We start from the raw sequence: 26,322 nt of genomic DNA on the forward strand, positions 1-26,322 counted from the left end.
TATACATGCAATAAATCTGGCTAAAAAACTAAAACTTACTGCCATGCTGACACCCACATTCTCAATTAGCGTAAAAAGTTTGACAGTTTGGTGAAAATTTGTCCCGCTAAACCTCTTGGCATAAAAAGTGTTAATTGTAAGCTTAGTTAAAAACTCAAATCAAAATAAAAAAATAATAAAAGTTATGGCGTTAAACCTTAAACCAATTGCTGGCAGTTCGAACAGAGTAATAGTTGAACCGGCTGCGGCAGAAGAGAAAACTGCATCAGGTTTGTATATCCCTGATACTGCAAAAGAAAAACCATCTAAAGGAACTGTAGTTTCTGTTTCTGAAGAAGATGCTGAAGGTAAAAAAGCGAGTGTAAAAGTTGGCGATGTTGTAATTTATGGTAAATACGGTGGTACCGAATTCCCTTACGAAGGTAAAGATTACCTAATTATGCGCGAAACTGATATTTACGCTGTTGTTGGGTAATATTAATGAGTGAATGACTGAATACCTCAAATGAGGTGAATTCAGCATAAATCAACAAATAAAATAATAATGTTAGAATGAAAAAAGCAAAAAACTCAATCATTCTATCATACAATCATTCAAAATTTAAAAATAATGTCAAAACAAGTAAAATATAACGTAGAAGCTCGTGACGCCCTGAAAAGAGGTGTTGATATTCTAGCAAATGCAGTAAAAGTAACTTTAGGTCCAAAAGGACGTAACGTAATTATCGATAAAAAATTCGGTTCACCAGCCATCACTAAAGATGGTGTTACGGTTGCAAAAGAAATCGAATTGAAAGATGCCGTTGAGAACATGGGCGCTCAAATGGTTAAAGAAGTAGCTTCAAAAACAGCTGATATTGCTGGTGATGGTACTACTACTGCAACTGTATTGGCTCAGGCAATTATTACTACAGGTATTAAAAACGTTGCTGCCGGTGCAAACCCAATGGATTTAAAACGCGGTATTGACAAAGCGGTTGCTGCTGTTGTAGAAAACTTAAAATCTCAATCACAAGCGGTTGGTGATGATAATAACAAAATTAAACAAGTAGCCTCTATCTCAGCTAACAACGACGAAGTTATCGGTTCGTTAATTGCTGAGGCAATGAGCAAAGTTGGTAAAGATGGTGTAATTACTGTTGAAGAAGCAAAAGGTACTGAAACTGAAGTTAAAACAGTTGAAGGTATGCAATTTGACAGGGGTTATTTATCTCCGTATTTTGTTACCAATGCAGATAAAATGGAAGCTGAATTAGAAAATCCTTACATTTTAATCTACGACAAAAAAATCAGTAACATGAAAGAATTGTTACCGGTTTTAGAAAAAACTGTTCAAACCGGCAAACCATTGGTTATCATTTCTGAAGATTTAGATGGCGAAGCTTTAGCAACATTGGTAGTTAACAAAATCCGTGGTTCGTTAAAAGTTGTTGCTGTTAAAGCTCCAGGTTTTGGTGACAGAAGAAAAGCAATGTTAGAAGACATCGCGATCTTAACTGGTGGTATTGTGGTATCAGAAGAAAGAGGTTACAAATTAGAAAATGCTGATTTAACCTACTTAGGTTCTGCTGAGAAAGTTGTTGTTGATAAAGACAATACAACTGTAATTAACGGTGCAGGTAACTCAGATGATATTAAATCGCGTGTTAGCCAAATCAAATCTCAGATTGAAACGACTACATCTGATTACGATAAAGAAAAATTACAGGAGCGTTTGGCTAAATTAGCTGGCGGTGTTGCCGTTCTTTATGTAGGTGCAGCTAGTGAAGTTGAAATGAAAGAGAAAAAAGACCGTGTTGATGATGCTTTACATGCAACCCGTGCGGCTGTAGAAGAAGGTATTGTTGCTGGTGGTGGTGTTGCTTTTATCCGTGCGGTTGAAGCATTAGCTAACCTAAAAGGTGCTAACGAAGATGAAAACACTGGTATCCAGATCATCCGTCGTGCTATCGAAGAACCATTACGTCAGATTTGCGAAAACGCAGGTATTGAAGGTTCTATTGTAGTTCAAAAAGTTAAAGAAGGTAAAGCTGATTTCGGTTACAATGCACGTACTGATGTTTACGAAAACTTAATTGGTGCTGGTGTTATCGATCCGACTAAAGTAAGCCGTGTAGCGTTAGAAAATGCAGCGTCTATTGCAGCAATGTTATTAACTACTGAAGTTGTTTTAGCAGACGAACCTGAAGAAGGTGGTGCTCCAATGCCTCCAATGGGCGGCGGTGGTATGGGTGGTATGATGTAATACCATTCTGCAACGAAACGATTTCGTGTAAAAATACACCCCCAAGGCATAACGCCTTGGGGGTTTTTTTATGCCTTTTTACGGCCAAAATGAAACTTTAACCATTCTATAACCCATTCATTTAGTTAACGTTGGTGTAAAGTTTTATAAGCGTAGTTCTAAAAACACGTTCTTTGCAAACGAATATTTATTGACGCGTCTTAGGTCTAATACTCATCTCTGAGATTGGATTAAAGCAAGGTTCACTAACAAAGCTTCCAGAACGCAATAAAATCATTCCCTAGTGTTAGAGATTTATGAAGATTCGTTGTAAAAGGAAATGGCTTTCTTTTGTCCTGTTTTTTGGGGCATTTTTGTTCACGTCAAATGTTTTCGCACAAGTAACCATTGGCACAGTAGACTCAGGACCGTATACACCGGGCAGTACCATTGCCGTTCCTTTTACAGTACCAACAAGCTGCATCTCACAGGGAAATCAATTTCAGCTCTATTTATCAGATCAAAATGGAAGTTTCACAACAGAAACACTTATTGGCAGTTACACAGGCTTCTATAGCACTTATATAAACGGTAGGCTTCCTGCAACCCTTACGCCCGGCACAGGCTATCGCGTTCGGGTAAAAACTACCACTCCGGCCACAGCAAGTAACCCTTCTACCCCTTTTGAGGTTAAGGCAGGAACTGCTGTTGAAGCAAAATTAACATCAACATTGTTAAATGCGGCAAATGATGAAACTTTTGGTACCTGCACCAGTAAGGCCAATAATTCTTTCTTCCTTACAAATGCATCTACAGCAAATAGTACGGTTACCGCGAGCATAACAGACGAAGTAAATGGCGGGGGACCAACTTTAATCAATTTCCCTACTGCAATACAACCTTTTACTGCTCAACAGACACATTATACCATTTATACCAAAGCCGTGATGCCAGATGGTTCGGTGGCGACCAAGGCCTATCTACTCATAAATAATAAAGCGATAACAGCCTTTGCCAACACCGGAAATACGGCACTATGTTTACCTACGGCTAATTTTACTTTTAATGTAGATGTTTCCTCGGGTTCGGGCATTCAAAACAATTTTCCGGGAGATATTTACACCATCACGTGGGGTGATCAAGCTACAACCACACACACCCTTTGCGAAATTATTGCTAATGGCGGGAAGGTAACGCATCTTTATGACAGATCATCTTGTGGAAGTGTTTCTACATCGAGCGCCGGTACTATTTATAATGCCTTTGACGTTTCCATCCGCGTATCCAATGCTTTCTGCAATACCATGGGTACACCAGTTTCTTCTTCAGCAAAGGTGGTCGTAAAACCGATAAACTCGTTCGCATATAATACACCAGGCTGTACCAATGCGAAGATCACATTTGTTAACACATCTGTTTTGGGTGAAAACCCAACTACCAATACGCCAGGCTGTACCCCAAATAACATTACTTATAACTGGTATGTGGATGGTGTAATCATAGAATCTGACAAGCCAAAATCATACAATTTTGTATACAGCTTCCCTACCCATGGAGAACATACGGTTACATTAACTTCCAAAAATCTTTCGACCGATTGCGATGCCGATCCGGCCAATAACAAAATTTGTATTCAGGATCCGCCAAAGCCAGCATTTAGTTTACCATCAAATCCAATCTGTGCAGGAACAACATTAAAAGCTTCTGATCTATCAGTTTTAGATAATATCTGTGATGCAGCCAACAGTTACTTTTGGTCAGTTTCTCCTGCGGTTGGTTTTACAGGAGGCACAAGTGCAACAAGTAAAGAACCTGAGTTCAATTTCACTAATCCAGGTACTTACACCATCACCTTAAATATTACTACGCCATCTTGTGGTATAGTTACAAGTCAGCCACAAACTGTTGTGGTAAATGAAAGTCCGGTAGCTACACTATCGCCCGATATCACGCTATGTAATCTCGCTACTTACGATTTTAACAATACCACAACAGGGCCAACCCAAACCTTAATAACAGGTACCACAAAAGATTTACCCGATAGCTATACCTGGACAGTTTCACCATCAGGATCTGGTACCTATAGCTTTACGGGTGGCACAAGCGCCAACTCTAAATATCCATCGATAAAATTCGATAGCTATGACACGTATACGATAAAGGTTGTCCATAAAAATAATTGTGGAACGGCCGAAGATACCCAAATCCTAACTTTCAGCACCGCTCCCGTAATTAGTGCAGGTACTGACCAAAGCATTTGTTTTAACGACCTCAGTTTTACGCTTAACGGAACCATAACAGGTGCCACCTCAACCCAAACCTGGATTGGCGGATTAGGAACATTTACACCCAGCAGAAACGATTTAAACGCAACCTACACGCCAACCGCCGCCGAAAAAACAGCGGGTACAGTTACTTTACGGTTAAGGGTTACCACCGCACTAGCCGCCCCCTGTAACCAGATCGACGACGATATTATTCTTAAAATAAAACCCAACATCAGTTTAACGAGCGCAGCAGCTAAAACCATTTGTACAGGTAATAGTGTTGCATACACCCCAACTTCTGCAGTAGCGGGCGTAACCTATACCTGGACAGCGACTGGAACTGCAACTGGCTACACCTCCAACGGAAGCGGCCCCATTAACGATATCCTCACCAATACCGATGTTAATGCCGATGCAAGCGTAAATTATCTCATCACGCCCCATTTTGATGGCTGCGACGGAACGCCATTTAATTTAGTGGTTACCATCAAACCTAACCCTATTGTAACACCAACTGCATCCAGTGCAATCATCTGTAATGCCACTTCATCGGCCATAACCTTAACAACAAACCTAACAGGTGTAAACTATACTTACACCAGCGTAATAACCGGAGCAATAACTGGAAATAGCAATAGAGCATTAGCGTCGGCAGGAACACAGATCAACGATATTTTAACCAACTCCGGCACCACCGCAGGTACAGTAACCTACACCATTACGCCTGTATCTACAAATGGTTGCCCAGGTACACCAGCCAGCATTACCATTACCGTTTTGCCAAGCGCAACACTGCCAAATGCAGGCCCGGATGAAGCGATCTGCAACGCCAGCGCTTACATCTTAAAAGGAAATACACCAACAGTTGGCACAGGCAAGTGGACAATCGTTACTGCGCCAACAGCTGTAACTTTTGCTGATGACACGCAGGGCAATACAACAATTGCTGGTTTACAGCCAGGAAATACTTATACCTTTAGATGGACAATAAGCGACACCAACTGTTCTACATCCAGCGATGATGTTCAAATCACCGTTAACCCGCTCAGTATTGGTGGCACAACCACTGGCGACGTAAATGTATGTGCGGGTGCAAATGGTGGAAACATTAATTTAACAGGGCAGGTTGGAAACATTATCCGTTGGGAAAGATCTATTGACAACGGGGTTAACTGGTCTACAATTACCTCAACAACAAATCCTTATGTGTTTTCTAACCTCACTATAAGCACACAATATCGTGCAATAGTGCAAAGTGGTAGCTGTGCAGAAGCCATATCAACCGTAAGCACAATCACGGTAAATCCGGGCACCGTTGCAGCAAATGCAGGCGCAGATCAAAACTTGTGCAGTGGAAATGGCATTACATTAAATGGCAACAACCCTTCACCCAACAGCGGTGTATGGACTTTAACATCAGCACAAGCCGGCATTAACATAACCGACCCTACACTTTACAACACCCCAGTTACTGGTCTAGTACCGGGGCAAACTTATACCTTCAGATGGACCATTTCTGGTTTTAACGGCTGCCCGCCATCTGTAGATGATGTAACGGTTACCTATTACTCACCTGTTACCAATAATATTGGACCATCGTCAGCACCAGTTTGTGCCGGCCAAAGCATCACCATTACAGGCGATACACCAACCGGCGGAACAGGAACATTCGCCTACCAATGGCAGAGCAGTGCCGACGGAAATACCTGGAGCAATATTCCTTCAGCCATCAACAAAGATTTAAGCCTAATTGTAAGCGCTTCAACCTATTTCAGAAGATTAGTGAACAGCACCATCTGTACTTCAATTAGTAATTCGTTACAGATTACCGTTTTGCCAGGCCTAACCAACAATACCATTGCTACCGATCAAAACATCTGTATCGGCGCACCTGCAGCGGCTTTAACGGGTACTACACCTAGCGGTGGTAGCGGAACCTATGTGTACCAATGGCAATCGAGTTTAAATGGAACAGCCTGGAGCGATGTATTGGGCGCAAATAGTATAAGCTTTACACCGCCAATACCAACCGTAAGCATTTATTACCGTCGATCGGTAGCCAGCGGCGCTTGCAGTAACAATTTAAGCAACCAGATTAAGATAACGGTTAATCCACATGCTAAGGCAGAATTAATTTTTAATACAGATAAAGGTTGTTCGCCATTTGTTTTAACGCCAACCAATATATCGGCTACACCTTATACAGACCGCAACAATATTTACACCTGGTTTGCCAATGGCGTACAGATTGGCACAGGAATTACCTTTCCTGGCTATACCATTGCAACAGATAACGAAAGTGTTGCTATCAAATTGGTCGTAACTAGCAGCCTGGGCTGTAATAACGATGAAACCAGTCATACTTTTAGCACAATACAAAATGTAACAGCCGCCTATACACAAAATGCAACATCTGACTGCGGACCTTTAAACGTTGTTTTTAGCAATACTTCCAATTCACTAACAGCAGCGACCTTTAACTGGGATTTCGGAAACGGCACCACTTCAAATTTAGCTCAACCGCCAGCGGTTACCTACCAGCCAGACCCAACAGGAAAAGATCTTACTTATACCGTTACTTTAAAGGCAACTACCACGTGCGGCACCACCACGCAAACCTCAACCGTATTAGTAAAAGCAAAACCGGTTTCTGTTTTTTCTCCTGATAAAACAACAGGCTGCTCCCCTCTGCCTGTTACCTTTAGCAATACTTCACCTGGAAATTATACCAGCTATACCTATGATTTTGGTGATGGTTCAGCACCTTTAACTGTTACCGATAAAAATAGTGTAAGCCATACTTATACCACTCTGGCTGTGAGAGATTATGTTGTAAAAATGACCGCAACCAATGAATGTGGAAGCAATGAATCTCAATATTCTATCCGCGTTTCACCTAACGACATTACTCCAGAATTGGTAGTAAACAGCAACCAACTTAAAGGTTGTGCACCTTTAAAAGTCGATTTCTTTAACAATACCAAAGGTGCCAGCACTTTTGTTTACGATTTTGGCGATGGAAGCACTACAGTAACCCATACTGCACCAGAAACTATATCGCATACATTCACCCAACCCGGGAAATATACCATAACCTTATACGCATCAAACAACTGTTCTAATGCTTCAACAATAGAAACTGTTGAAGTTTTGCCACAACCTTCTGTGAGTTTCACATCAGATAAGACAAGTGGCTGTGATGGTATTACCGTAAAGTTTAAAAATGCTAGTACTGGTGCAATAGGTTATGTCTGGGATTTTGGAGATGGTTCTCCAACATCCAACGCTATAGAGCCTACGCACACTTTTAATGGTCCGGGGAAAAATTATACCGTTACCTTAACAGCAACCAATGCACTTGGCTGTACAAACAGCATTACCATAGCCGATTTTATCCATGTTGCGCCACCTCCCCAAGCAACTTTTACCGTTACTCCAGGCAATGAAGTATCCATTCCCAACTATTCATTTGCCTTTAAGGATATCAGTACCGATGCCGTAAGCTGGGAATGGACTTTTGGTGACGGGTCGCAGTCAACCCTGCAAAATCCAAACCATACCTATGCCAACGAAGGTACTTATAATGTAACCCTGAAAGTGCTGAACAAAGAAGGCTGCTCTTCCACTACTTTCCAATCGGTAAGGATTATTGGTGTACCAGGTTACTTAAATATACCCAATTCATTTATGCCCGCAAGCGCGAAAAACGAGATTAAAATCTTTAAAGCAAAAGGCCGCGGCATAAAAGAGTGGCAAATGTCTGTTTTTAACAAATGGGGACAGTTACTTTGGGAAACGACCAAATTAGATGACAGCGCACCGCTGGAGGGCTGGGACGGCACTTATAAAGGACAGGAACAACCGCAAGGTGTTTATTACTGGAAAGTAGATATAAAATTTATCAATGGCAGTGATTGGAAAGGGATGACTTACGATTCATCTCCTCCAAAGAAAACGGGTGTAATATATTTAATAAGATGATGAGGAGAGGGATAATATTATTTTGGCTTGCGTTAGTGTTGCCGTTAATGATTTCGGCGCAAGACCACATTTATTCGCAGTTTTACAATGCGCCGATTTATTTAAATCCGGCTTTAACAGGTCAGTTTGAAGGCGACATTAGGCTTAATGCCTTATACCGCAACCAATGGACGGGTTTAGCAAGTGATTTTTCGTACATGAGTGCTTCTGGCGACCTCAATCTACGGAGATTAAATAGCGGCATTGGCATAATTTTTAACCGAAGCAGCGAGGGTACAGCCTACCTGGTAAAGAACAATATTGCCCTGAGCTATTCCTATATCATCGGTGGAGACGATTTTGCCTTATCGTTTGGCTTGCAGGGAGGCATTACCAACCAAAAGCTAAACTGGGATAAACTTGTGTTTGGGGATCAGATCGATATCAATACAGGGTATATTCCCGGTAGCATTTCTGGCGCCGAAAGACCAAGTGTAGATAGCCGGTATTATTTCGATTCCAATGCAGGTGCCAACCTGGTAGTGGGGAAGTTTATGATGGGATTAGCAGTGCATCACCTTAACCGTCCGGATGAATCCTTATCAGGTTTTCAGGCCAAATTACCGATGCGTATCTCAGGTAATTTAAGCTACAAGTTAACCTTGGTACCAGATGAGTACGATCGCGATGGGAATTACCTCATCCCATCTATTGTTGCCTACAAACAGGGCAATGTAAAATCGTTCAGTGCGGGGATGCAATATAAATATGCGGGCATAAACGCAGGTATATGGTACCGCAATGATGGCAATTCGAATGGAAATGATGCGATTGTTTTTTCTGTAATCTTCGATATTTTTAACCGCAGAACAAACGGCGAAAAATTCAGGTTAGGCATCAGTCACGATGCTACAACCTCTAAAATCAACTACAGCAATACTGGCGGAACATCCGAAATTGGTGTGGGTTATGAAAAATATTTTCCAAATAGTTCGAATGGTGGCAGGGCAAATGGCCTAAGATGTTACGATTTTTATTAATTTGCCTTTGATAATTCAAGGCGATGAACGAGATCATAGACCAAAACCATTTCATTACACAAAGTGAAATCAATAAATTTCTATTGGCTACCCTGCTTTGTGGCATAATCGGAGCAGAACGCGAGTACAGAAGTAAATCTGCTGGACTCAAAACCATGATGATGATTGGTTTGGGTGCGACCCTATTTACCATCCTGTCCATCAAAATCGGTCCAACCAGTCAAGACCGCATTGCCTCGAACATTGTTACAGGGATCGGGTTTTTAGGCGCTGGGGTAATTTTCAAGGAAGAAAACCGCGTTAAAGGGCTAACTACGGCCTGTATCATCTGGATTGTTGCTGCAATTGGAATGGCCATAGGCTCAGGCTATTACGAACAGGCTATAGGGGTAACCATTGTGGTTTTATTGGCGCTGATTATTTTCCCCTTTTTAGAAGAGATTGGCGACCGCCGTTTTACCAAAAGGCTTTACCGCATTGTTAAAAGACAGCATACACATGGCAATGTTGAGAGTTATGAAGACGTTTTTCTCGAAAGTAAACTCAAGCCCCAGCGCGGGAAACACCAATTGGTAGACAATATTATCACCGGAAACTGGACAGCAACGGGTACGCCCAAAAACCATCAGAAATTTGTAGACCGTATGCTTAAGGATGATGATATTATAGAGTTTGATTTTTAACCGAGTCGAATAAATTTATTTTTTGAGTTTGTAAGGCTAATTTTTTCTCTTCGATCACTATTGTATCCGACCAGATGTCGTGCCATGGTGCACAAGGATTACCCAATGCACTAAAAGCATTGAACGGGATAGCTCTTATAATATTTCGGATAAATGCTTTTTGAAAAGTAATGTCGCTACCATCAGGATTTACAGCTCTTGTTCCTGTAATTAACTTTCCAATTGATCTTCCGTTAGACATTGCTTCTGTTATAAACATTACAATACCGTAAAGTAATAAGGAAATCAAACGGCCTGATAATCCATCAAAACTATCTAAAAGTTCAGGCTTAATAATTCCGAGAATAATTGCAATGCCAAATGTGATAATGTAAAAAACAACTAAATCGATAAGATAATTCGTAAATCTCTTTCCTGTAGTTGCCCGACAGTATTCTAAATCAATTTCTTGATAATTGTTGTTGAAGTCCATTTTAGAGCCTTTAAATTAGATCTTTCTAAGGTAAAATATTTTCACCATGGACCAAAATTAATTTATCCAAAATCATAAAACAATCATAGCTTTGTGTAACTATATTCATAATGATCAAGGAACAGATTTCAGTTTTCGATATTTTTAAAATAGGCATCGGCCCATCCAGTTCACATACCTTAGGTCCATGGCGGGCCGCACAACAGTTTACAGCTTCGCTTGCCCAAAACAATTTGATTGATGAAATTGAGGGTATAAAAATATTGCTTTATGGTTCGCTTGCCAAAACAGGTAAAGGCCATGGAACTGATGTAGCTATTCTACTCGGTTTAACCGGAGCTGATCCGGTAACTTTTGATGTAGACGCCGTTACTCCTACTTTCGAAAGCATCCAAAGAGATAAGAAATTAAATCTTGCTGGTCATTTAATTCTTGATTTTGATTACGATAACGACCTGCTTTTTCTTTTTGCCGAAAGTTTGCCCTTTCACCCAAATGCGGTTACTTTTCAGGCATTTTTAAAAGATGGAAAAGCATTTTCAGAAACCTATTACTCTATTGGTGGCGGTTTTGTAGTTAAAGAAGGCGAAGACAATAGTAAAAAACCACAGGTAGACCTTCCCTTTCCTGTAGAAAAAGCAAAAGATCTTTTACACTGGTGCTTATCTACCGGTTTAAAGGTTAGCGAAATCGTAATGGAGAACGAACTGGCCTGGCGCACTGAAGCAGAGACCAAAAAAGGCATCCTGCAGCATTTTGCGGTTATGCGCGATTGTATTTATCGCGGCTGTCATACCACAGGTTTTTTGCCAGGCGGTTTAAATGTGGCGCGAAGGGCATTTCCGCTAAATAAACGATTAATTGATAAAAGTGAATATTCGGATTATAATAGCTGGGTAGCAGCCATTAGAAAAGGTGGAAATGGCTTTAATTATACTTTAGACTGGGTAAGCTGTTTCGCGCTGGCTGTTAATGAAGAAAACGCATCTTTTGGTCGTGTGGTAACCGCCCCGACCAATGGTGCCGCAGGTGTAATTCCAGCTGTGTTACAATATTTAATTACCTTTTGCGATGGTTACAGCGAAGAAAAAATCATCCAGTTTATTGCCTGTGCTTCAGAAATAGGCAGTATTTTCAAAAAAGGGGCAACAATATCAGCCGCTATGGGCGGATGTCAGGCCGAAATTGGCGTTTCCTCGGCCATGGCTGCAGCAGCGCTAACCGAGTGTTTAGGCGGCTCGCAAAGACAGGTTTTAATGGCAGCAGAAATTGCCATGGAACACCATTTGGGTTTAACCTGCGATCCGATTGGCGGTTTGGTACAGATCCCTTGTATCGAGAGAAACACGATGGGCGCCATTAAAGCCATTACAGCCAGCCAGTTAGCCTTACAAAGCAATCCTGATAAGGCAAAAGTTAGTTTGGATGCAGTAGTAAATACCATGTGGGAAACCGCCCTCGATATGAATGCCAAGTACAAAGAAACATCTGACGGAGGATTAGCAACCAATATTCCAATCAGTTTGCCAGAATGTTAATTCAACATTGTTGCAATAAAATGACCGACGTTATCGATTTATTACAAATTTTCTGGCGCCAAATCAACAAGTATTTTTACATTCGCTGACTTTATTAATTATTCATAAAAAAATGATCAACTACACAAAAATCAGTGTGATTGGTTTGGCTTTGTCGTTATCTATATCGACGACTTATGCGCAAGACAATCTCGTTAATTCTTTAAAAAACAACCAAAGCGAAAACAGTGCTTCTTCTTTTAAATTTACTGAAGTGATTAACCTGGCCAATACGCCAGTTCAGAATCAAGGATCTTCAGGTACTTGCTGGAGCTATTCTACCAACTCATTTTTAGAATCAGAAATGATTAAAGCTGGTAAACAGCCTGTAACGTTATCTCAGCTTTTTTCAGCCCGTAACGCGTATGTAGAAAAAGGCAAAAATTACGTGCGTATGCATGGTGCAGTTTCATTAGGCGATGGCGGTGCTTTGCACGATGTAATCAACATGTACAGAAAATACGGTGCAGTTCCGCAAGAGGTATATACCGGATTAAATTATGGCACTAAAATTAATAAAACTGCAGAGCTTGGCGATATCGAAAAAGGTATTTTAGAAGCTGTTGTAAAGAATGCAAATGGAGAGTTAACCCCTAACTGGTTAAAAGCTTATACTGGTGTAATTGATGCTTATTTAGGTACAGTACCAGAAAACTTTACCTATAATGGCAAAAAATACACACCAAAAACTTTCGCTCAGGAAGTGGTGGGTTTAAATGCCGACAACTACGTAGAACTTTCATCGTTCAACGACCATCCTTTCTATAGCAAATTTACTTTATTGGTACCTGATAACTGGTCTTTCGATCAGGTTTATAACGTTAAAGTAAACGAGTTAACTGACATTATCGATAACGCTTTAAAAGGTGGTTATACTGTTGCATGGGCTACAGATGTAAGCGAAAAAAACTTCAGCTGGAAAAACGGTGTTGCTTTCGTCCCACAAACACCTTTCGCTGATATGACCATGAAACAGAAAGCAGATATGTTTAACGGTCCGCAGCCAGAGATGGAAATTACGCAGGAGAACCGTCAGCTTGCTTTCGACAACTACCAAACTACTGATGATCACGGTATGCACATTGTTGGTTTAGCCAAAGATCAAACAGGTAAAGAATATTATATCGTTAAAAACTCTTGGGGAGCAAGTAACGATTATAAAGGATATTTATACGTAACCAAAAACTACGTAAAATATAAAACAACAGCAGTTTTATTGAACAAAGCAGGTATTCCATCTGCAATTTCTAAAAAATTAGCTTTGTAATTAAACCTAATCATTCAAAGAGCCGCAGAAGAAATTTTGCGGCTTTTTTTGTTAACCACGGAGTTCACTGAGTTTTACACAGAGGGACACAAAGTGATGGAAGATAAAAGTCAACTTGTGAAGTAGACCTTTGACTCCACTAAGGTGACATCTCATAATTAAATTGAAGTTCTATCTGTGCCCATCCTTTTTATCTGTGGTTAAAACATACAAGCCTCTGTGATCTCCGTGCCTTCTCTCTGTGTACGCTCTGTGGTAAAAAAGTAAACATTAAACCAGCCCTGAATAAGTTAACACCAACCACCATAAACCCGTGGTGATAAAACACAATAAAATTCCGATTCCAACCACCAGATTAGAAAGCTTCGGATTAAGGTTATACTGATCGGCTACCACACCAGCGGTTACCAGTGTTGGCATGGCCATTTCGAAAATCGTTATTTTGGTAATCATTCCACCCATACCTAAAACAAGTGCTGTAACCAAAACTATCAACGGCGCTAAAATCAGTTTATACAATAAAGCAAAGCTGATGTGTTTCAATTCGCTAAACCAACCCCCAAATTTTAGTTGTAAACCTATTGAAAACAATGCCAATGGACCAACTGTACCCGCTAGTTTCTCGAATAATGGATCTAGTGAAGAAAGGTTAATAAAATGTGGGAGAGTCAGCGCCAAAACACAACCTATAAGCGGCGGAAAGGTCATGACTTTCTTCAACACCAATTTCGGGCTTAACTTTTGATTCTGCGAGGAGCGGATGGCTACAATAATGCCAATGGTAGATAAAAGCATAAAGGTAACCTGATCGCATATAATGGCGACAGCCAGTTCTTTTTCACTAAAATAAGCCACAATTAAAGGAAACCCTATAAATGAAGTATTACTTAAAGAACTGGTTAGTTTTAACCCGCCAGTGGTGGATTTGCTAATACTCCGGATGCAACTATACAGCGTAATAAATAACCAACCGAATAGCCAGACACAAATTGGTGCCAGTACAGGAAAGAACAGATCTTTAGTCCAGGTAATGTGTGGCAGATATTTAAAAGAAACTGCTGGTAGTGCGATATAGATAATCCAGGCATTAATGCCTTTGTGTGCATCTTTGGGAAGCGATTTGCTTTTTCTAAAAAGAATCCCGGCTAAAATGCATAAACCTATAATAATGAAGTTTGCCATTGTTAGCGTAAAGATAATTTATAAAAGAAAAACGCCAATAAGAAATGTACTTATGGCGTTTTAAATAATTTATACCGAAGGTTTTGGTTTTTTCTTTTTGTTCCAAACCTTTTCCTTACCCTTATGTTGAGGCCGTTTTTCCTCCACATGCGTAATTTCCATTGCAGCTATGCTTTCTGGCAGTGGCATGCGGGGAACTTCCTTCTCGATTAATTTTTCGATGTTATCGAACTTGCGTTTATCTCTACCGTTAACCAATGTAATGGCCGTTCCTTTGGTTGCAGCTCTTGCCGTACGGCCAATACGGTGTACGTAATCAGCCGGATCGCCAGGAACATCATAATTGATTACCAGGTCGATTCCTTCTACGTCGATTCCGCGGGATAACACATCTGTTCCGATTAAAATTGGCAATCTTCTATTTTTGAAAGCCAGTAAAATATCTTCGCGTTCTTTCTGTCCTAAATCGGAGTGAAAAGCTTCAGCTTTAATGCCCAATCCTTTAAAAGTTTTATATAAAGCTTTTACTTTTTCCTTGGTTGAAACGAAAATAATACTGCTTTTGTATTGCCCACTTTTAAAAATATCGGTTAATAAGGCCTGTTTCTGTTGGTCGTGAATGTTATAAGCTTGTTGATCGATCCCCTCAGCAGGTTTAGCTATTGAAATGGTAATCTGCTTCGGTTCGTGCAAGATCTTACCCGCCATGGTTCTTATTTTCGGCGCCATTGTAGCCGAGAATAAAAGTGTTTGCCTTTTCTTTGGCAAGTAGCTGATAATGCGGATAATGTCGTCGTAAAAGCCCATATCCAACATTCTATCTGCTTCATCTAAAATTAAATGCTGCAAATGTTCGAGCTTTAACACACCAGAAGATAAATGTGCCATTAGTCTGCCCGGAGTGGCAATAATAATGTCTACACCATTGCGCATAGAACGTTTTTGCTGTTCGTAAGCGATACCATCTCCCCCGCCGTAAACAGCTAAGGAACTGATATTGGTAAAATAAGCTAATGCTTCAACCTGTAAATCAATCTGTTGCGCGAGCTCGCGTGTTGGAGCCAATATCAAGGTATTGTTGTGCCTATCGGCAGCTTTACTAATTTTATCCATTACAGGTAAAAGGTAGCTGGCCGTTTTTCCTGTACCGGTTTGAGCGCAGGCAATCAGATCATGATTATCTAAAATTACCGGGATGGCTTGTTCTTGTATTGGAGTAGCGCTTTTATACCCCATGGCCATTAAGCCTTCGTATAAATCGGGGTTAAAATTAAAATCGTTAAAATTCAATCTATTGTGTTTATGTCTTTTAGCAAAAGTACCTTAAAATACCGCTAATAACAAACCGCATTTTAATATCGATATATTAAATGATTTTAAAGGGCATATACGGTAACGCCTTAGGAGCTATAAAAACAAAAAAGCCCCGATTGCTATAAACAACCAGGGCTTGGAAATTATAATAGACGAAACTTAGTCTACCAGAATATCTTTTTCTGGTGTATTCGTTTCAGGGTTTTTAGGTAGGGTAACCTTCAAAATTCCATCAGCGTAACTGGCTGAAATATTTTCCACTAAAACTTTTCCGTTTAGGCCAAAAGCCCTTTCGAAAGTGCCGTTGCTATATTCTCTGCGGCTATACTTTTTAGCCGAATCGGCTTCTTCTTTAGCTTGGTAAGAAATGGTTAATACATCATCTTTGGTAACCACCTTTAAATTTTCTTTAACCAAAGCTGGTGCAAAAAGCTCAATAATAAAGCTGGTTTCTGTTTCTTCTATATTAGCTGGTACCTTTCTAAAGCCCTGGTTAAACATGGCATGTTTGTGGTGACCGAAAGGACCACCAAAGTGCCTTCCAAATCTTCCCTCTCCTGCGCCAAAGCGACTATGCATCTTGCCCGAATGGCATCTATGTTCGTTGTACATTTTGTTTAATTTTAATTGTTATTTATGCTGTTAATTTATCGGCTTAAGCCAATTAGTTGTAAGCCGCCTGCTCTGTTTTAGGGATACCCAATAGCTGTGTAATGATATTTGCATAGGGATATGAAGGCGAGAAAACGGCGTAATCAAATTTTAACCCCCTTATCTGAACCAAAATATCATCGATAAATTTCATTGGCTCAAGCAGCGCGCTGATCAATCCCGATTTAGGTTTCTCTTCTTCATCAATCGCCTTTTTCCCTTGAAAAATATTCAGCTCTTGATTATAGGCTTTAAAGTCAGCGCCGATTTGTTCAATAGGAACTTTAAATTCGTCCGAGCTAAAGAAAGTTACCTTCTCCCCTCGGGTAATCAGCTCGTTTGCCATACCCAAAATCGGACTAACATCTGCCTGAGATGGATCGCTTAAAAAAAGTACCTGTGACATAACGTTATCTATTTACTTTGTTTACACTATCAACAAGACTAATCACGGTATCATCCATTTTTCTGCTATGGTGACTGTAACTATGGTTTCTATGATGTTCTTGCTGGCAATCATCATGATAATACCTGTTTTTAAAATCTAACCGATCTCGGTATCCATTTTGAACGGCCAGTACATTTAAGCTGTAAAAAGTTCCAGCAGCAACAGCCAATGCCAATAATATTCTAAATGCTCTCATGGCGGTTAATAATTTACGTTAATGTTGTTAACTGTTCCATTGCCTTGTACGGTTGGCCTGTACCATTGGTTATCAATCGGCACAATTGGGTTGTAAATGTTTTCGAAACCGCTAAAGCGGCTATGGAAATAATGGCGACGCCTACCGGTAAAAATCCTGAACATAAAACCAATCAGCATGATGGCCAATATAAATTTGAACACAAATGGTATGAAGAAAGCGACTGCACCAAGTACAATCCCGAATCCTATGGTTTTTAATATCTTTTTCATTCTCTATATTTTTTTTTTACGGTAACCAATTCATCCTAAACAAATTGACTAACACATCTTTGTTTTATGTTATTTATATAGGAAGACGGAGCAACTTTATTTTTACTTTAAATTATTTTAATTTTTTTTTATTTCTAATGGATTTTGTCATCCTGAACGCAGTGAAGGATCTTTCTAAGTGATTAATCATCCTTTTGTTATGTCATCCTGAGCGGAGTCGAAGGATCTTCTAATAGATCGTCATTTCGACCGCAGCGAAATGGAGAAATCTGTCTTGATAGATCTCTCCACTCCGTGTTGCTACGGAGATGATGATTTGCGGAGAGGCTTTCAAGATGTTCAGAATAACGGGGAAATAGATCAAACAAAAAAGCCCCGATTTTAATCGAGGCTTCCAATCATTCCTTGTTACGATGGTGGCGCCATCCGCCACATCTCCGTTTGTATTCTTCCTTAAATTTTGCCCGCTCCTCTTCGTTCATCGAATCCCATTTGGCACGCATTCCCCGGGCACGTTCACGGAAGCCATTATGCCCCGCATGGCCACCTTTATTAAAGTTCCCAAAAAGCAACCTGCACAGCACAAGTAAACCGAGGGCTTGCCAATAATTAAGTTTGCCTGCATGTGCCACCTCTGGTAAAATCCAATTCCATAAAAACATAACCACATAACCCAATACCGCTGCAATAAGCACCGCTACGGGTAAAAAGAAAATAAATTTCTTGCGCCGATTAAAATTTCTATTCATCATGTCTGCAAATTTAATAGTTAATAAATTCCTGATATAAATTTTGTAAACGGTTACGCAGGTGTTTTACAGCATAACCCTTTCTTGATATTAATGTTTTGATATTCTCTCCGCTTTCATCGGCCAGTTCCTGAAAAGTGCGCTCTTCCAATTCGTTCTGAACAAACACGTAACGCTGATTCTCCGGCAGTTCTTCCAAGGCCAAAAACAGTTGATCCCAGAATAGTTTCTTTAAACTTTCTTCTTCTGGGGAGTAAGCTTCGGCAAGTAAAATTTCTTTAAAATTGATTTCGCCATCTTCACCTTCGAAAGTGAAATCTTCTAACGATTCTTCTTTTTGTTTACGGTATTTATCGGTGATCTTATTTCTTGCCACGCGATATAACCAGCCACTAATCTGTTCGATGGCGCCTGCCTCGGGTTGATTGCTGAGCTGAAACCAAACATCCTGTAAAATATCTTCCGCATCCTCATCTGTATTCACCCTTCCACGGATGAAACTGAATAAGCGCTTACCATAATTGGCAACCGTTGAGATGATATTTTGAGGTTCGTTTGTTGGCACTAAATTTTGCTAATAACCCAGTAAACGGATGAAACTCAATATTACTTTAAATTTTCTTTATTTTTTTCAGAAAATCGCCATTTTAAATCAAAATACCTTGATTTTTAGCGACTTATAGTGACCCTTTTTTAAGTAATCCTTCGTACAGTTTTTGATAAGTTGGTGCAGCAATGCCAAGTTTTTCAGCTTCGCGTACAATGTAGCCTGTTAACGACTCCACTTCTGTTTGTGGTTTCTGATTGAGATAATCGCGGTGCATGGATGAGGTAACCTCGTAGGGCATCGATTTCATCGTATTTAATGTTTTGCCCGAAATGTCATCACTAATGGTTACGCCTTTAGCCAGGGCAAGGTTTTTCACTTCTTCAATTAATTTCAGAACAGTTTCAGGATTTTCTTCCAGTACCTTTCCAATGGTGCTGTCGAAATAGGATGTGGAAGTAGCTGTGGGAGAAATAAATATAAATTTTTCCCAGATGGCGGTAGAGATTTTATCCGAAACCGTTACATCGATTCCTGCATCAAGCATTAAATCTTTCAAATATAAAACCGCTTCGCCTATTGGTCCATCCATACCAAAAGATAGCTTTTGAATATTTCCGGAATTTTCGATTATACCTGGCGATTTAATTTTGGAAACGATAAATGCACAGCCTTTTAAAACATTTGCATGGGGCAGAATTTCTAAAATTTCATCACTTGCGCTAACGCTATTTAAAAGTGGCAATAATATCGTGCTATGGTTGATTAAGGGCTTCAACTTTTCGATGGTTTGTTTTAAATCATAGCTTTTCGTGCAGATTATGATATAATCGGCCACACCAATTTTATTGTAATCATCAGTAGCCAGATATGGCCTGGTTATAAAATTTTCGCCCCCTTTTATTACGGTTAAACCGTTGTTTTGGATCTCCTTTAAATGTTCGCCACGGGCAACAAAAACAACTTCTACATCATTTCCCCTGGTGTATTTCTTAGACAGTAAGCCCCCGAAATATCCACCCACCCCACCAATTCCTACAATAACGATTCTTGTTTTATTTGGCATAATAAACAGATTATTTCAATGCACCTGTTGGGTTGTTTCCTTTATCCACTACCGTTTTAATATTCCCATCTAAATCAGAAACATATATTTTGCTCTGCGTAAAGGGTTTTTCAGCTCCGCTATAAAAAATCCGATCATCGGCTGTAAGAAAAACATAAGGAACATTTATACCTTTTGGCGAAATACGTGTCACTTTTTTACTGGCCAGATCTAAAACATAAACTGCTTCGCTTGGTCCAGTTAATCCATCTAAAATATCTGAATTTCCTGCATTAAAAATCAGTTTTGCCCCGTCTTTTGTATAAAAGAAACGGTTGCTACTCGCAGTGGAAAATTCTTTCCCAATCAAATCGGCTATCAATTTAGTATCGATTAACTTTCCGGTACGGTCAAAGGTGTAAAGTTTGGTAAGATCCTGTCCGATGATTTCCTTTTCATTTTTCCAGGTTGGCGAATAAACATTTATTTTAGATGCACTATCAAGCATCACATATCCCGAGTTATCAGTTTTAATTACACCTATCTTCCATAAATTCTTACTGTTAAAAATATTGAAAGCGATTGTACCTCCATCAGGCGACCATATGGCCTGATAATAATTATTGCTATTTACCTGTAATTTACCCTGGCTTTTGTTTTCCATGTCGGCAATCCAAATGGATCTGTTCCCGACCGAATCGCTCAGGGTATAGGCCAGTTTATTTCCATCAGGAGAAATAGCCGGATCGGTAGCACCGCCGAACGAAATCTGTTTCATGGTGTCGATACTCGTGGCTACAATTTTATCTCCATCCTGATAGGCTAACGCGAAATTTTTACTGCTTAAAGAAACCGTATCTAAAACGGCTTTCGCATTTTCTGCCTCGGATTTATTGCTATTGCAGGATATAATCAATGCAACGCAGGGAATTAAAATAGAAACTAATGTGGTGCTGATTTTCGTCATGTACAATTTTACAAATAGTTTTTGTGTCTGCGGTTTTTGAAGGGAAGCAGAAGCTATATTTTACTTAATACAAACTTTGTTGATCGATTTTATCCTTCGCTCTGGTTCCTGTCTCCACGAGCCAAAATCAATACCTATACTTAAATCTAATTCAGTCTGTGAGGACACAGACCAAGGAAGAAGGCCGAGGCAATTGATTTCTTTCTGCCGTGGTTCGTGTCTCACGAACCACAATCAAACAGATTAAATCTTTTTCTTATCCGCGTAACCGAATACTTTTTGCAACAGGGTTGTACTTCTTGAGCTTAAGTTTCCCCTAATTTTGAGCTCTTCCTTCGCGACTTCAACAAATAAACCATCTATCGCTTTTTGTGTAACGTATTCGGTTAAGTTAGTATTTACAGGCTTAACCAAAGGCAGGCGATTGTATTGTGTAGTTAAGTCGCTATAATATTTGGTGGCATTTACCTTATTTAAACTTGTGGTTACAATTGGGCTAAATTTTTGCATCAGCTGAGAAGTAGTTACCTTTTTAAAGTATTCGGTAGCTGCGTCTTTGTTACCCAATAGAATATTAGTCGCATCGGTTAATGTCATTTGTTTAATGGCTGAGATAAAAATCGGCTTTGCTTCGGTAGCAGCATCTTCTGCGGCACGGTTTAGGCTTACAATCACATTATCGCAAAGTTTGTTCAAGCCTATGCCACGTAATGTTTTTTCAACCTTTTGTGCTTCAGGAGGCATCAAAATTTTAACGGCTAAATTGCCTAAAAAGCCATCTTTAAGCGAAAGTCTGTCGGCACCTGCAGAAACACCAATTTGTAGCGCTTCCTTAATCCCCTGTCCTATTTCAAAAGTAGACGGCGTTCCGGTAGCAGTTGTGGTAGTGCCCTGTTTTTCGGTTACTTTTTTAAATATATCGCTCAGTTTAATCTGTGCACTAACATTTAGGCTTGCAAATACCAGCATGGCCAGTGATGCCGATAAAATATTGATCTTTTTCATTTTGTGTGTTTAATCATGTTTAGCAAAACAACTGCCATAATTCTTATTTACCCTCAAAGATAAGCCTTTGCACATGCAACAATGTTAAACCACTTAAAAAGATAAGGAACAACGTAAAATATTTAGGCCCTTCCCTTCCTAAAAAATTAGTTTATGTGCCATCACTCAGAAATATTTTTTATACTTGAAAGATAATTCGAAATAGCTGCCATTTTTTTGAGGTTTATAAAAAACACATCTGGGAACGCCCAGCAAGACGACGCCAAACTCATTGCCCAGTATAAAAATACAGGCGATTTAGACGCGTTGGGTACGCTTTACAATAAATATATGCATTTGGTGTTCGGGGTTTGCTTAAACTACTTCAAAGATGAAGAGCAAAGCAAGGATGCGGTAATGCAGATTTTTGAAGAACTGGTAACGAAACTGAAAATACATGAGGTACAGAATTTTAAAAGCTGGCTTCATGTTTTAACACGGAACCATTGTTTAATGGCACTACGTAAATCGGCCAAGCAAAATAATGTCTCATTAGACGATACTTTTGTGGAAAATAGCGAATTTGTGCATCTAGATATAGACAACACAAAAGAAACGCAGCTTACCATTATGGAAAAGTGTATGGAAACTTTGCCGGAAGAACAGCGAAAAAGCGTAGATTTATTTTATTTACAAGAAAAATGCTACAAAGAAGTAGCCGATATTACGGGCTACGACATGCTTAAAGTTAAGAGTTATATCCAAAATGGTAAGCGGAATTTGAAGATTTGTATAGAGAAAAACAGTAGTGAATAACGATTGGTTAGATATTGATGTTCTGGAAGATTACCTGGATGGTAAACTTGATGCTAAGGCTATGCACTTCGTAGAAAGACAGGCTTTGGAAGATCCTTTTGTTGCCGAAGCATTGGAGGGACTGAAACAATCGCCCAAACGCAAGCAAACACTTTCTATTTTACAAAAACAACTGTACGACCGTGTTTCTGAAAAACCTATAAAACGCAAGCTTTGGGGCATTACCACACAAAGGTTAAGTATTGCAGCAACAGCAACCGTAGCATTTATTGCAGTAAGCATTTTATTCTTTATGCGTGAAACTAACCGCAGGAATGCAGAACTTGCTGCACATAAACAGGGTGGTGTGATGGTTCAGTTAGATAGTACAACAAGTATTGCTTCAGTTCAACCCAAACCTAAAGAAGATACGGTTACGCAAAACTCAACAAGGGCAACTTTGGTAGATAAGGCAATTACAGCCGCAAAAACAGGTGATTTAGCGAAAAACACTAAAGCAAAACCTGCATTAGAGCGGGCAGCGCAACAAATGGCCGAGGTAAAAGCTGCCTCAGATTATAATCGGGCTAGCGCCGCAAAAGCAGAGCGCTTCGGCGCCTCCGCTTATAAAGCAAAGGCAGAACAAAGTATACAAAATGAATCTGTAGTGCCAGCAGCACCTGTTCCGGCATTAGGCTCAAGTAAAATTGCGTTTAGCGGCAACGTTGTAGACCAAAGCAATGGCCAACCTGTTCAGGGTGCTGTGGTAAAGTTAGCGGGTTCTAAAAATGTAACCGCAACTGATGCTAAAGGTTATTTCTATTTACCTGCCGATAGCAATGCAAAAGATAAGGACTTATTGATTAATGCTATTGGCTTTAAAGAATTGCCTGTAGCTGGCCTGCAAGATCCTAACGCGATAAAAAATGCCTTAAGTGGGAATAAATCGCTAAACGAAATCGCCCTAATTACAGGTTCGAACGGACATAAGAAAGAAAATATTGCGGCACCAAAAATTACACTGCATGCAGAACAAAATCTGGATGGAAAATCGGCCGATGATATTACGAAGCCTATTCCGGTTTCTACCATTAACTATAGTCAATACTTAGAGAATAACAACAAACTTTATAACCCTAAAGGCCCCGAACAATTTGTGATTTTAAGTTTCAAAGTTAAAAGTAACGGACGACCAACCAATATCAGCGTTATTAAATCACTGAACAAAAAAGCCGATGCGGAAGCCAAACGGCTGATTCAGGAAGGCCCGGATTGGGTATTGCCTAAAAATGGAACTGATTTAGTCGAAATAAGCATTAAGTTTTAAGCTTCAGCTATTTATTATAGGCTCGGCGAAAGGTTTCAGGCACCCAATATTTCCCTAATAAATTTCTATTTTTTTAAAAAATTCCGCCGCATGTCAGTCTGAGGTATAATTCATTGTATAAAAATCAATATGAATGACGCATATCCTTTTCGCCCAGAGCTCATTCTTGCCTCGACTCACCGCCTCCGAAAGGCTCTTCCCTTTTGGCATCAAAAAGATCAGCAAAGCTAGCTTGAATGCCATTGAAAACATAAAGGCATATGAAAAAACAAAAAATGCCGGCTGAAAATTTTTCTTTAGAGGTCAGTGGTGTGGCTGGGGCAGCAGAATCCGAAAAATTTGTTAGGCCGGATTTAAGTGGAACGGGGATACGGTGCTGTGGCCTAGCGGGGTGGAAATGTGTAGTGCCGCAAATATCTTATAGTAAGCAACTGCAAAATAGCGTCAATTGTAGCGTAGTCGAAGAAAACCACTGAGAAAAAGCACAGCAGACATGAAATTAGGCCCAGAAGCTCGGTGTTTACTCCGTGTAAAACTCCGCGGCCTCTGTGGTAAACACCATAAGCCTAAATGCTATCTATGGTAAAAAACAAACACCAACAAAAAAGACCAAAGGCAATTAGCTTTGGTCTCTTGAGTATATTAAAGGATTTTGTTTTTTATTTTAAGTAATAAATAGCGGCATAAATAATAGCGGCCAACGTTGCCGAAACCGGAATGGTTAAAATCCAGGCCCAGATTAAGTTAATGGTTACACCCCAACGTACTGCAGAAACACTTTTTACCAAACCCACCCCAACAATTGATCCTGTGATGGTATGTGTTGTAGAAACCGGAATTGCGAAATGCTCAGTTATACCTAATGTTACCGCACCAGCCGTTTCAGCAGCAACCCCCTCAAGTGCAGTTACTTTAGTAATTTTAGAACCCATGGTTTTAACAATTTTCCAACCGCCACTCATTGTACCTAATGATATGGCCGAATAACAGGCAATAGGTACCCAAGCTGGTAGCGCCTCGAAATTTGGAATAACTTTAGAGGCGATTAAAGCTGTTGCAATGATCCCCATAACTTTTTGCGCATCGTTACCACCGTGAAAGAAACTTAATGCTGCAGATGATAACAACTGTAAGCGTTTAAACCACTTCTCTGCTGTTGCAGGTTTTGCATAGCGGCATATATTGATAATAATTAATGTGATTACAACAGAAATTACCATACCAATAACAGGTGCAAGCACAATAAATGATACAATTTTAATCACATATGACATATTTACCGCATCAAGCGGACTAGCGCCTGTAAGTAAAGCATGTGTCATACCCGCACCAGCAAAACCGCCAATTAAAGTGTGTGATGAACTTGAAGGGATGCCATACCACCAGGTTAAAAGGTTCCAGATAATTGCAGCAACTAAACCTGCAAGGATAACTTCTAAAGTGATATAATTTTCGATTACCGTTTTAGCAACTGTATTGGCTACTTTGTGGTCGGTAAAATAAAAGTAGGCAGCGAAATTGAACAACGCAGCCCACAAAACCGCCTGAAAAGGCGTAAGAACTTTTGTAGAAACAACCGTTGCAATCGAGTTAGCGGCATCGTGAAAGCCGTTAATGTAATCGAAAGCAATAGCCAGAATTACAACAACAACCAATAAGGTAGTTACCATGTTTGTTTTTTATTAAGCGTTTTTAACCAAGATAGTTTCAAGCACATTCGCCACATCCTCACACTTATCTGTCGCTTTTTCTATCGTTTGTAAAACCTCTTTTTGTTTAATTAATTCAATCGCATTGGTTTCGTATTCGAATAAACGGGCCACCGCTAATGTAAATACATAATCAGCCTGGTTTTCGCCACTGTTAATACGGATACAAGCATCGGCAATTACACGGATGTTTTTGAAACTGCGTAATTCTTTAATTGCCTTATCAATATCAGTACACATTTCTACCAAAAGCTCGGCAATTTTAACGATCGGCTCGTTAATGGTATTCATGTTATACATCTGCATACGGTTTGCAGTACCATAAATATAATCGGCAACATCATCAACGGCGGTAGCCAATGCATGGATGTCTTCTCTATCAAATGGCGTAATAAAGTTCCTGCTCAGTTCAAGAAAAATTGAATGGGTAATATCATCACCTACATGCTCCAAGCGCTCAATTTCTTTAAAAATTGTTTTTCTGCTTTCAGCATCACCTGTGCTAACCATTTCTAAAAGTGTTTCTGCAATTTTTAATGCATTGCTACCTGCTTGCTCGAAAAGCGGATGAAACTTTTTGTCTTGAGGTGTAAAGAACTTAAAAATATTGTTCATGTTAATTTTTAATATGTTGCAAAGCTACAAG

General features: G+C 39.8%; 23 protein-coding genes. 9 read left to right on the forward strand and 14 right to left on the reverse strand.

The features are described 5' to 3' along the window. Positions 1 to 184: 184 nt before the first annotated feature. From ACTJKN_RS21225 to ACTJKN_RS21245, 5 genes are all read left to right on the forward strand, one after another. Entirely contained in the window at positions 185 to 475 is a 291-nt protein-coding gene (locus tag ACTJKN_RS21225; protein ID WP_010599229.1) for a co-chaperone GroES, read from the forward strand. A 135-nt stretch (positions 476 to 610) separates the two neighbouring features. Then, positions 611 to 2,245 (forward strand): chaperonin GroEL, encoded by a 1,635-nt coding sequence (groL, locus tag ACTJKN_RS21230; RefSeq protein ID WP_057933220.1) that lies wholly within the window; start codon positions 611 to 613, stop codon positions 2,243 to 2,245. 296 nt (positions 2,246 to 2,541) lie between these two features. Beyond that, positions 2,542 to 8,472: a PKD domain-containing protein gene (locus ACTJKN_RS21235; protein ID WP_440827738.1), complete on the forward strand. Its 5,931-nt coding sequence runs from the start codon at positions 2,542 to 2,544 to the stop codon at positions 8,470 to 8,472. Then, a complete protein-coding gene (locus ACTJKN_RS21240; RefSeq protein ID WP_440827914.1) occupies positions 8,472 to 9,491 on the forward strand; it encodes a PorP/SprF family type IX secretion system membrane protein in 1,020 nt (339 codons plus the stop codon). The genes ACTJKN_RS21235 and ACTJKN_RS21240 overlap by 1 nt, the downstream gene beginning before the upstream one ends. Before the next feature lie 23 nt (positions 9,492 to 9,514). Then, the gene (locus ACTJKN_RS21245) at positions 9,515 to 10,174 is read left to right on the forward strand and encodes an MgtC/SapB family protein (protein WP_440827739.1); all 660 of its coding nucleotides are present in this window, start codon (positions 9,515 to 9,517) and stop codon (positions 10,172 to 10,174) included. Here ACTJKN_RS21245 and ACTJKN_RS21250 read toward each other — a convergent pair. Beyond that, positions 10,155 to 10,646, reverse strand: a complete 492-nt coding sequence (locus tag ACTJKN_RS21250) for an RDD family protein (RefSeq protein WP_440827740.1) — start codon at positions 10,644 to 10,646, stop codon at positions 10,155 to 10,157. The genes ACTJKN_RS21245 and ACTJKN_RS21250 overlap by 20 nt on opposite strands. Positions 10,647 to 10,756: 110 nt before the next feature. Between ACTJKN_RS21250 and ACTJKN_RS21255 the strand changes: the two genes are divergently transcribed. Further along, positions 10,757 to 12,184 (forward strand): L-serine ammonia-lyase, encoded by a 1,428-nt coding sequence (locus ACTJKN_RS21255; protein WP_440827741.1) that lies wholly within the window; start codon positions 10,757 to 10,759, stop codon positions 12,182 to 12,184. Positions 12,185 to 12,296: 112 nt separating this feature from the next. Further along, positions 12,297 to 13,490 carry an aminopeptidase C gene (locus ACTJKN_RS21260; RefSeq protein ID WP_440827742.1) on the forward strand — a complete coding sequence of 398 codons (1,194 nt, stop codon included), beginning with the start codon at positions 12,297 to 12,299 and terminating at the stop codon, positions 13,488 to 13,490. A 270-nt stretch (positions 13,491 to 13,760) separates the two neighbouring features. Here the strand turns inward: ACTJKN_RS21260 and ACTJKN_RS21265 are convergent, their stop codons facing one another. The 11 genes from ACTJKN_RS21265 to ACTJKN_RS21315 all read right to left on the reverse strand — a co-directional run bounded on the left by ACTJKN_RS21265 (position 13,761) and on the right by ACTJKN_RS21315 (position 21,866). Beyond that, positions 13,761 to 14,672: an AEC family transporter gene (locus tag ACTJKN_RS21265; protein WP_440827743.1), complete on the reverse strand. Its 912-nt coding sequence runs from the start codon at positions 14,670 to 14,672 to the stop codon at positions 13,761 to 13,763. Between the two features lie 69 nt (positions 14,673 to 14,741). Continuing rightward, positions 14,742 to 15,962, reverse strand: coding sequence for a DEAD/DEAH box helicase (locus tag ACTJKN_RS21270; RefSeq protein ID WP_440827744.1), 1,221 nt, complete (start codon positions 15,960 to 15,962; stop codon positions 14,742 to 14,744). Positions 15,963 to 16,145: 183 nt separating this feature from the next. Continuing rightward, positions 16,146 to 16,598: an Hsp20/alpha crystallin family protein gene (locus tag ACTJKN_RS21275; protein ID WP_440827745.1), complete on the reverse strand. Its 453-nt coding sequence runs from the start codon at positions 16,596 to 16,598 to the stop codon at positions 16,146 to 16,148. A 52-nt stretch (positions 16,599 to 16,650) separates the two neighbouring features. Further along, on the reverse strand, positions 16,651 to 17,043 hold the full coding sequence (locus tag ACTJKN_RS21280; protein ID WP_057933209.1) for a hypothetical protein: 393 nt from the start codon (positions 17,041 to 17,043) through the stop codon (positions 16,651 to 16,653). 4 nt (positions 17,044 to 17,047) lie between these two features. Then, complete coding sequence (locus tag ACTJKN_RS21285; RefSeq protein WP_440827746.1) at positions 17,048 to 17,281, reverse strand: hypothetical protein; 234 nt, start codon at positions 17,279 to 17,281, stop codon at positions 17,048 to 17,050. A 5-nt stretch (positions 17,282 to 17,286) separates the two neighbouring features. Continuing rightward, positions 17,287 to 17,553: a hypothetical protein gene (locus tag ACTJKN_RS21290; RefSeq protein WP_440827747.1), complete on the reverse strand. Its 267-nt coding sequence runs from the start codon at positions 17,551 to 17,553 to the stop codon at positions 17,287 to 17,289. A gap of 398 nt (positions 17,554 to 17,951) precedes the next feature. Further along, positions 17,952 to 18,305 (reverse strand): hypothetical protein, encoded by a 354-nt coding sequence (locus ACTJKN_RS21295; RefSeq protein ID WP_440827748.1) that lies wholly within the window; start codon positions 18,303 to 18,305, stop codon positions 17,952 to 17,954. A 10-nt stretch (positions 18,306 to 18,315) separates the two neighbouring features. Continuing rightward, complete coding sequence (locus ACTJKN_RS21300) at positions 18,316 to 18,867, reverse strand: RNA polymerase sigma factor (protein WP_057933206.1); 552 nt, start codon at positions 18,865 to 18,867, stop codon at positions 18,316 to 18,318. Positions 18,868 to 18,979: 112 nt separating this feature from the next. Next, entirely contained in the window at positions 18,980 to 19,915 is a 936-nt protein-coding gene (locus tag ACTJKN_RS21305; RefSeq protein WP_440827749.1) for a ketopantoate reductase family protein, read from the reverse strand. Positions 19,916 to 19,925: 10 nt separating this feature from the next. Next, complete coding sequence (locus ACTJKN_RS21310) at positions 19,926 to 20,861, reverse strand: hypothetical protein (protein ID WP_440827750.1); 936 nt, start codon at positions 20,859 to 20,861, stop codon at positions 19,926 to 19,928. Between the two features lie 243 nt (positions 20,862 to 21,104). After that, positions 21,105 to 21,866 (reverse strand): DUF4197 domain-containing protein, encoded by a 762-nt coding sequence (locus ACTJKN_RS21315; protein ID WP_440827751.1) that lies wholly within the window; start codon positions 21,864 to 21,866, stop codon positions 21,105 to 21,107. Between the two features lie 216 nt (positions 21,867 to 22,082). Between ACTJKN_RS21315 and ACTJKN_RS21320 the strand changes: the two genes are divergently transcribed. Both ACTJKN_RS21320 and ACTJKN_RS21325 read left to right on the forward strand, forming a co-directional pair. Beyond that, positions 22,083 to 22,661 (forward strand): RNA polymerase sigma factor, encoded by a 579-nt coding sequence (locus ACTJKN_RS21320; RefSeq protein ID WP_440827752.1) that lies wholly within the window; start codon positions 22,083 to 22,085, stop codon positions 22,659 to 22,661. Beyond that, on the forward strand, positions 22,654 to 23,967 hold the full coding sequence (locus ACTJKN_RS21325) for a carboxypeptidase-like regulatory domain-containing protein (protein ID WP_440827753.1): 1,314 nt from the start codon (positions 22,654 to 22,656) through the stop codon (positions 23,965 to 23,967). The genes ACTJKN_RS21320 and ACTJKN_RS21325 overlap by 8 nt, the downstream gene beginning before the upstream one ends. A 659-nt stretch (positions 23,968 to 24,626) precedes the next feature. Here ACTJKN_RS21325 and ACTJKN_RS21330 read toward each other — a convergent pair. Both ACTJKN_RS21330 and ACTJKN_RS21335 read right to left on the reverse strand, forming a co-directional pair. Next, complete coding sequence (locus ACTJKN_RS21330; RefSeq protein WP_440827754.1) at positions 24,627 to 25,637, reverse strand: anion permease; 1,011 nt, start codon at positions 25,635 to 25,637, stop codon at positions 24,627 to 24,629. A gap of 12 nt (positions 25,638 to 25,649) precedes the next feature. Next, complete coding sequence (locus ACTJKN_RS21335) at positions 25,650 to 26,291, reverse strand: DUF47 domain-containing protein (protein ID WP_029274248.1); 642 nt, start codon at positions 26,289 to 26,291, stop codon at positions 25,650 to 25,652. Positions 26,292 to 26,322 lie beyond the last annotated feature (31 nt).

It is taken from the genome of Pedobacter sp. 22163 (assembly GCF_052045595.1).
GTDB lineage: Bacteria > Bacteroidota > Bacteroidia > Sphingobacteriales > Sphingobacteriaceae > Pedobacter.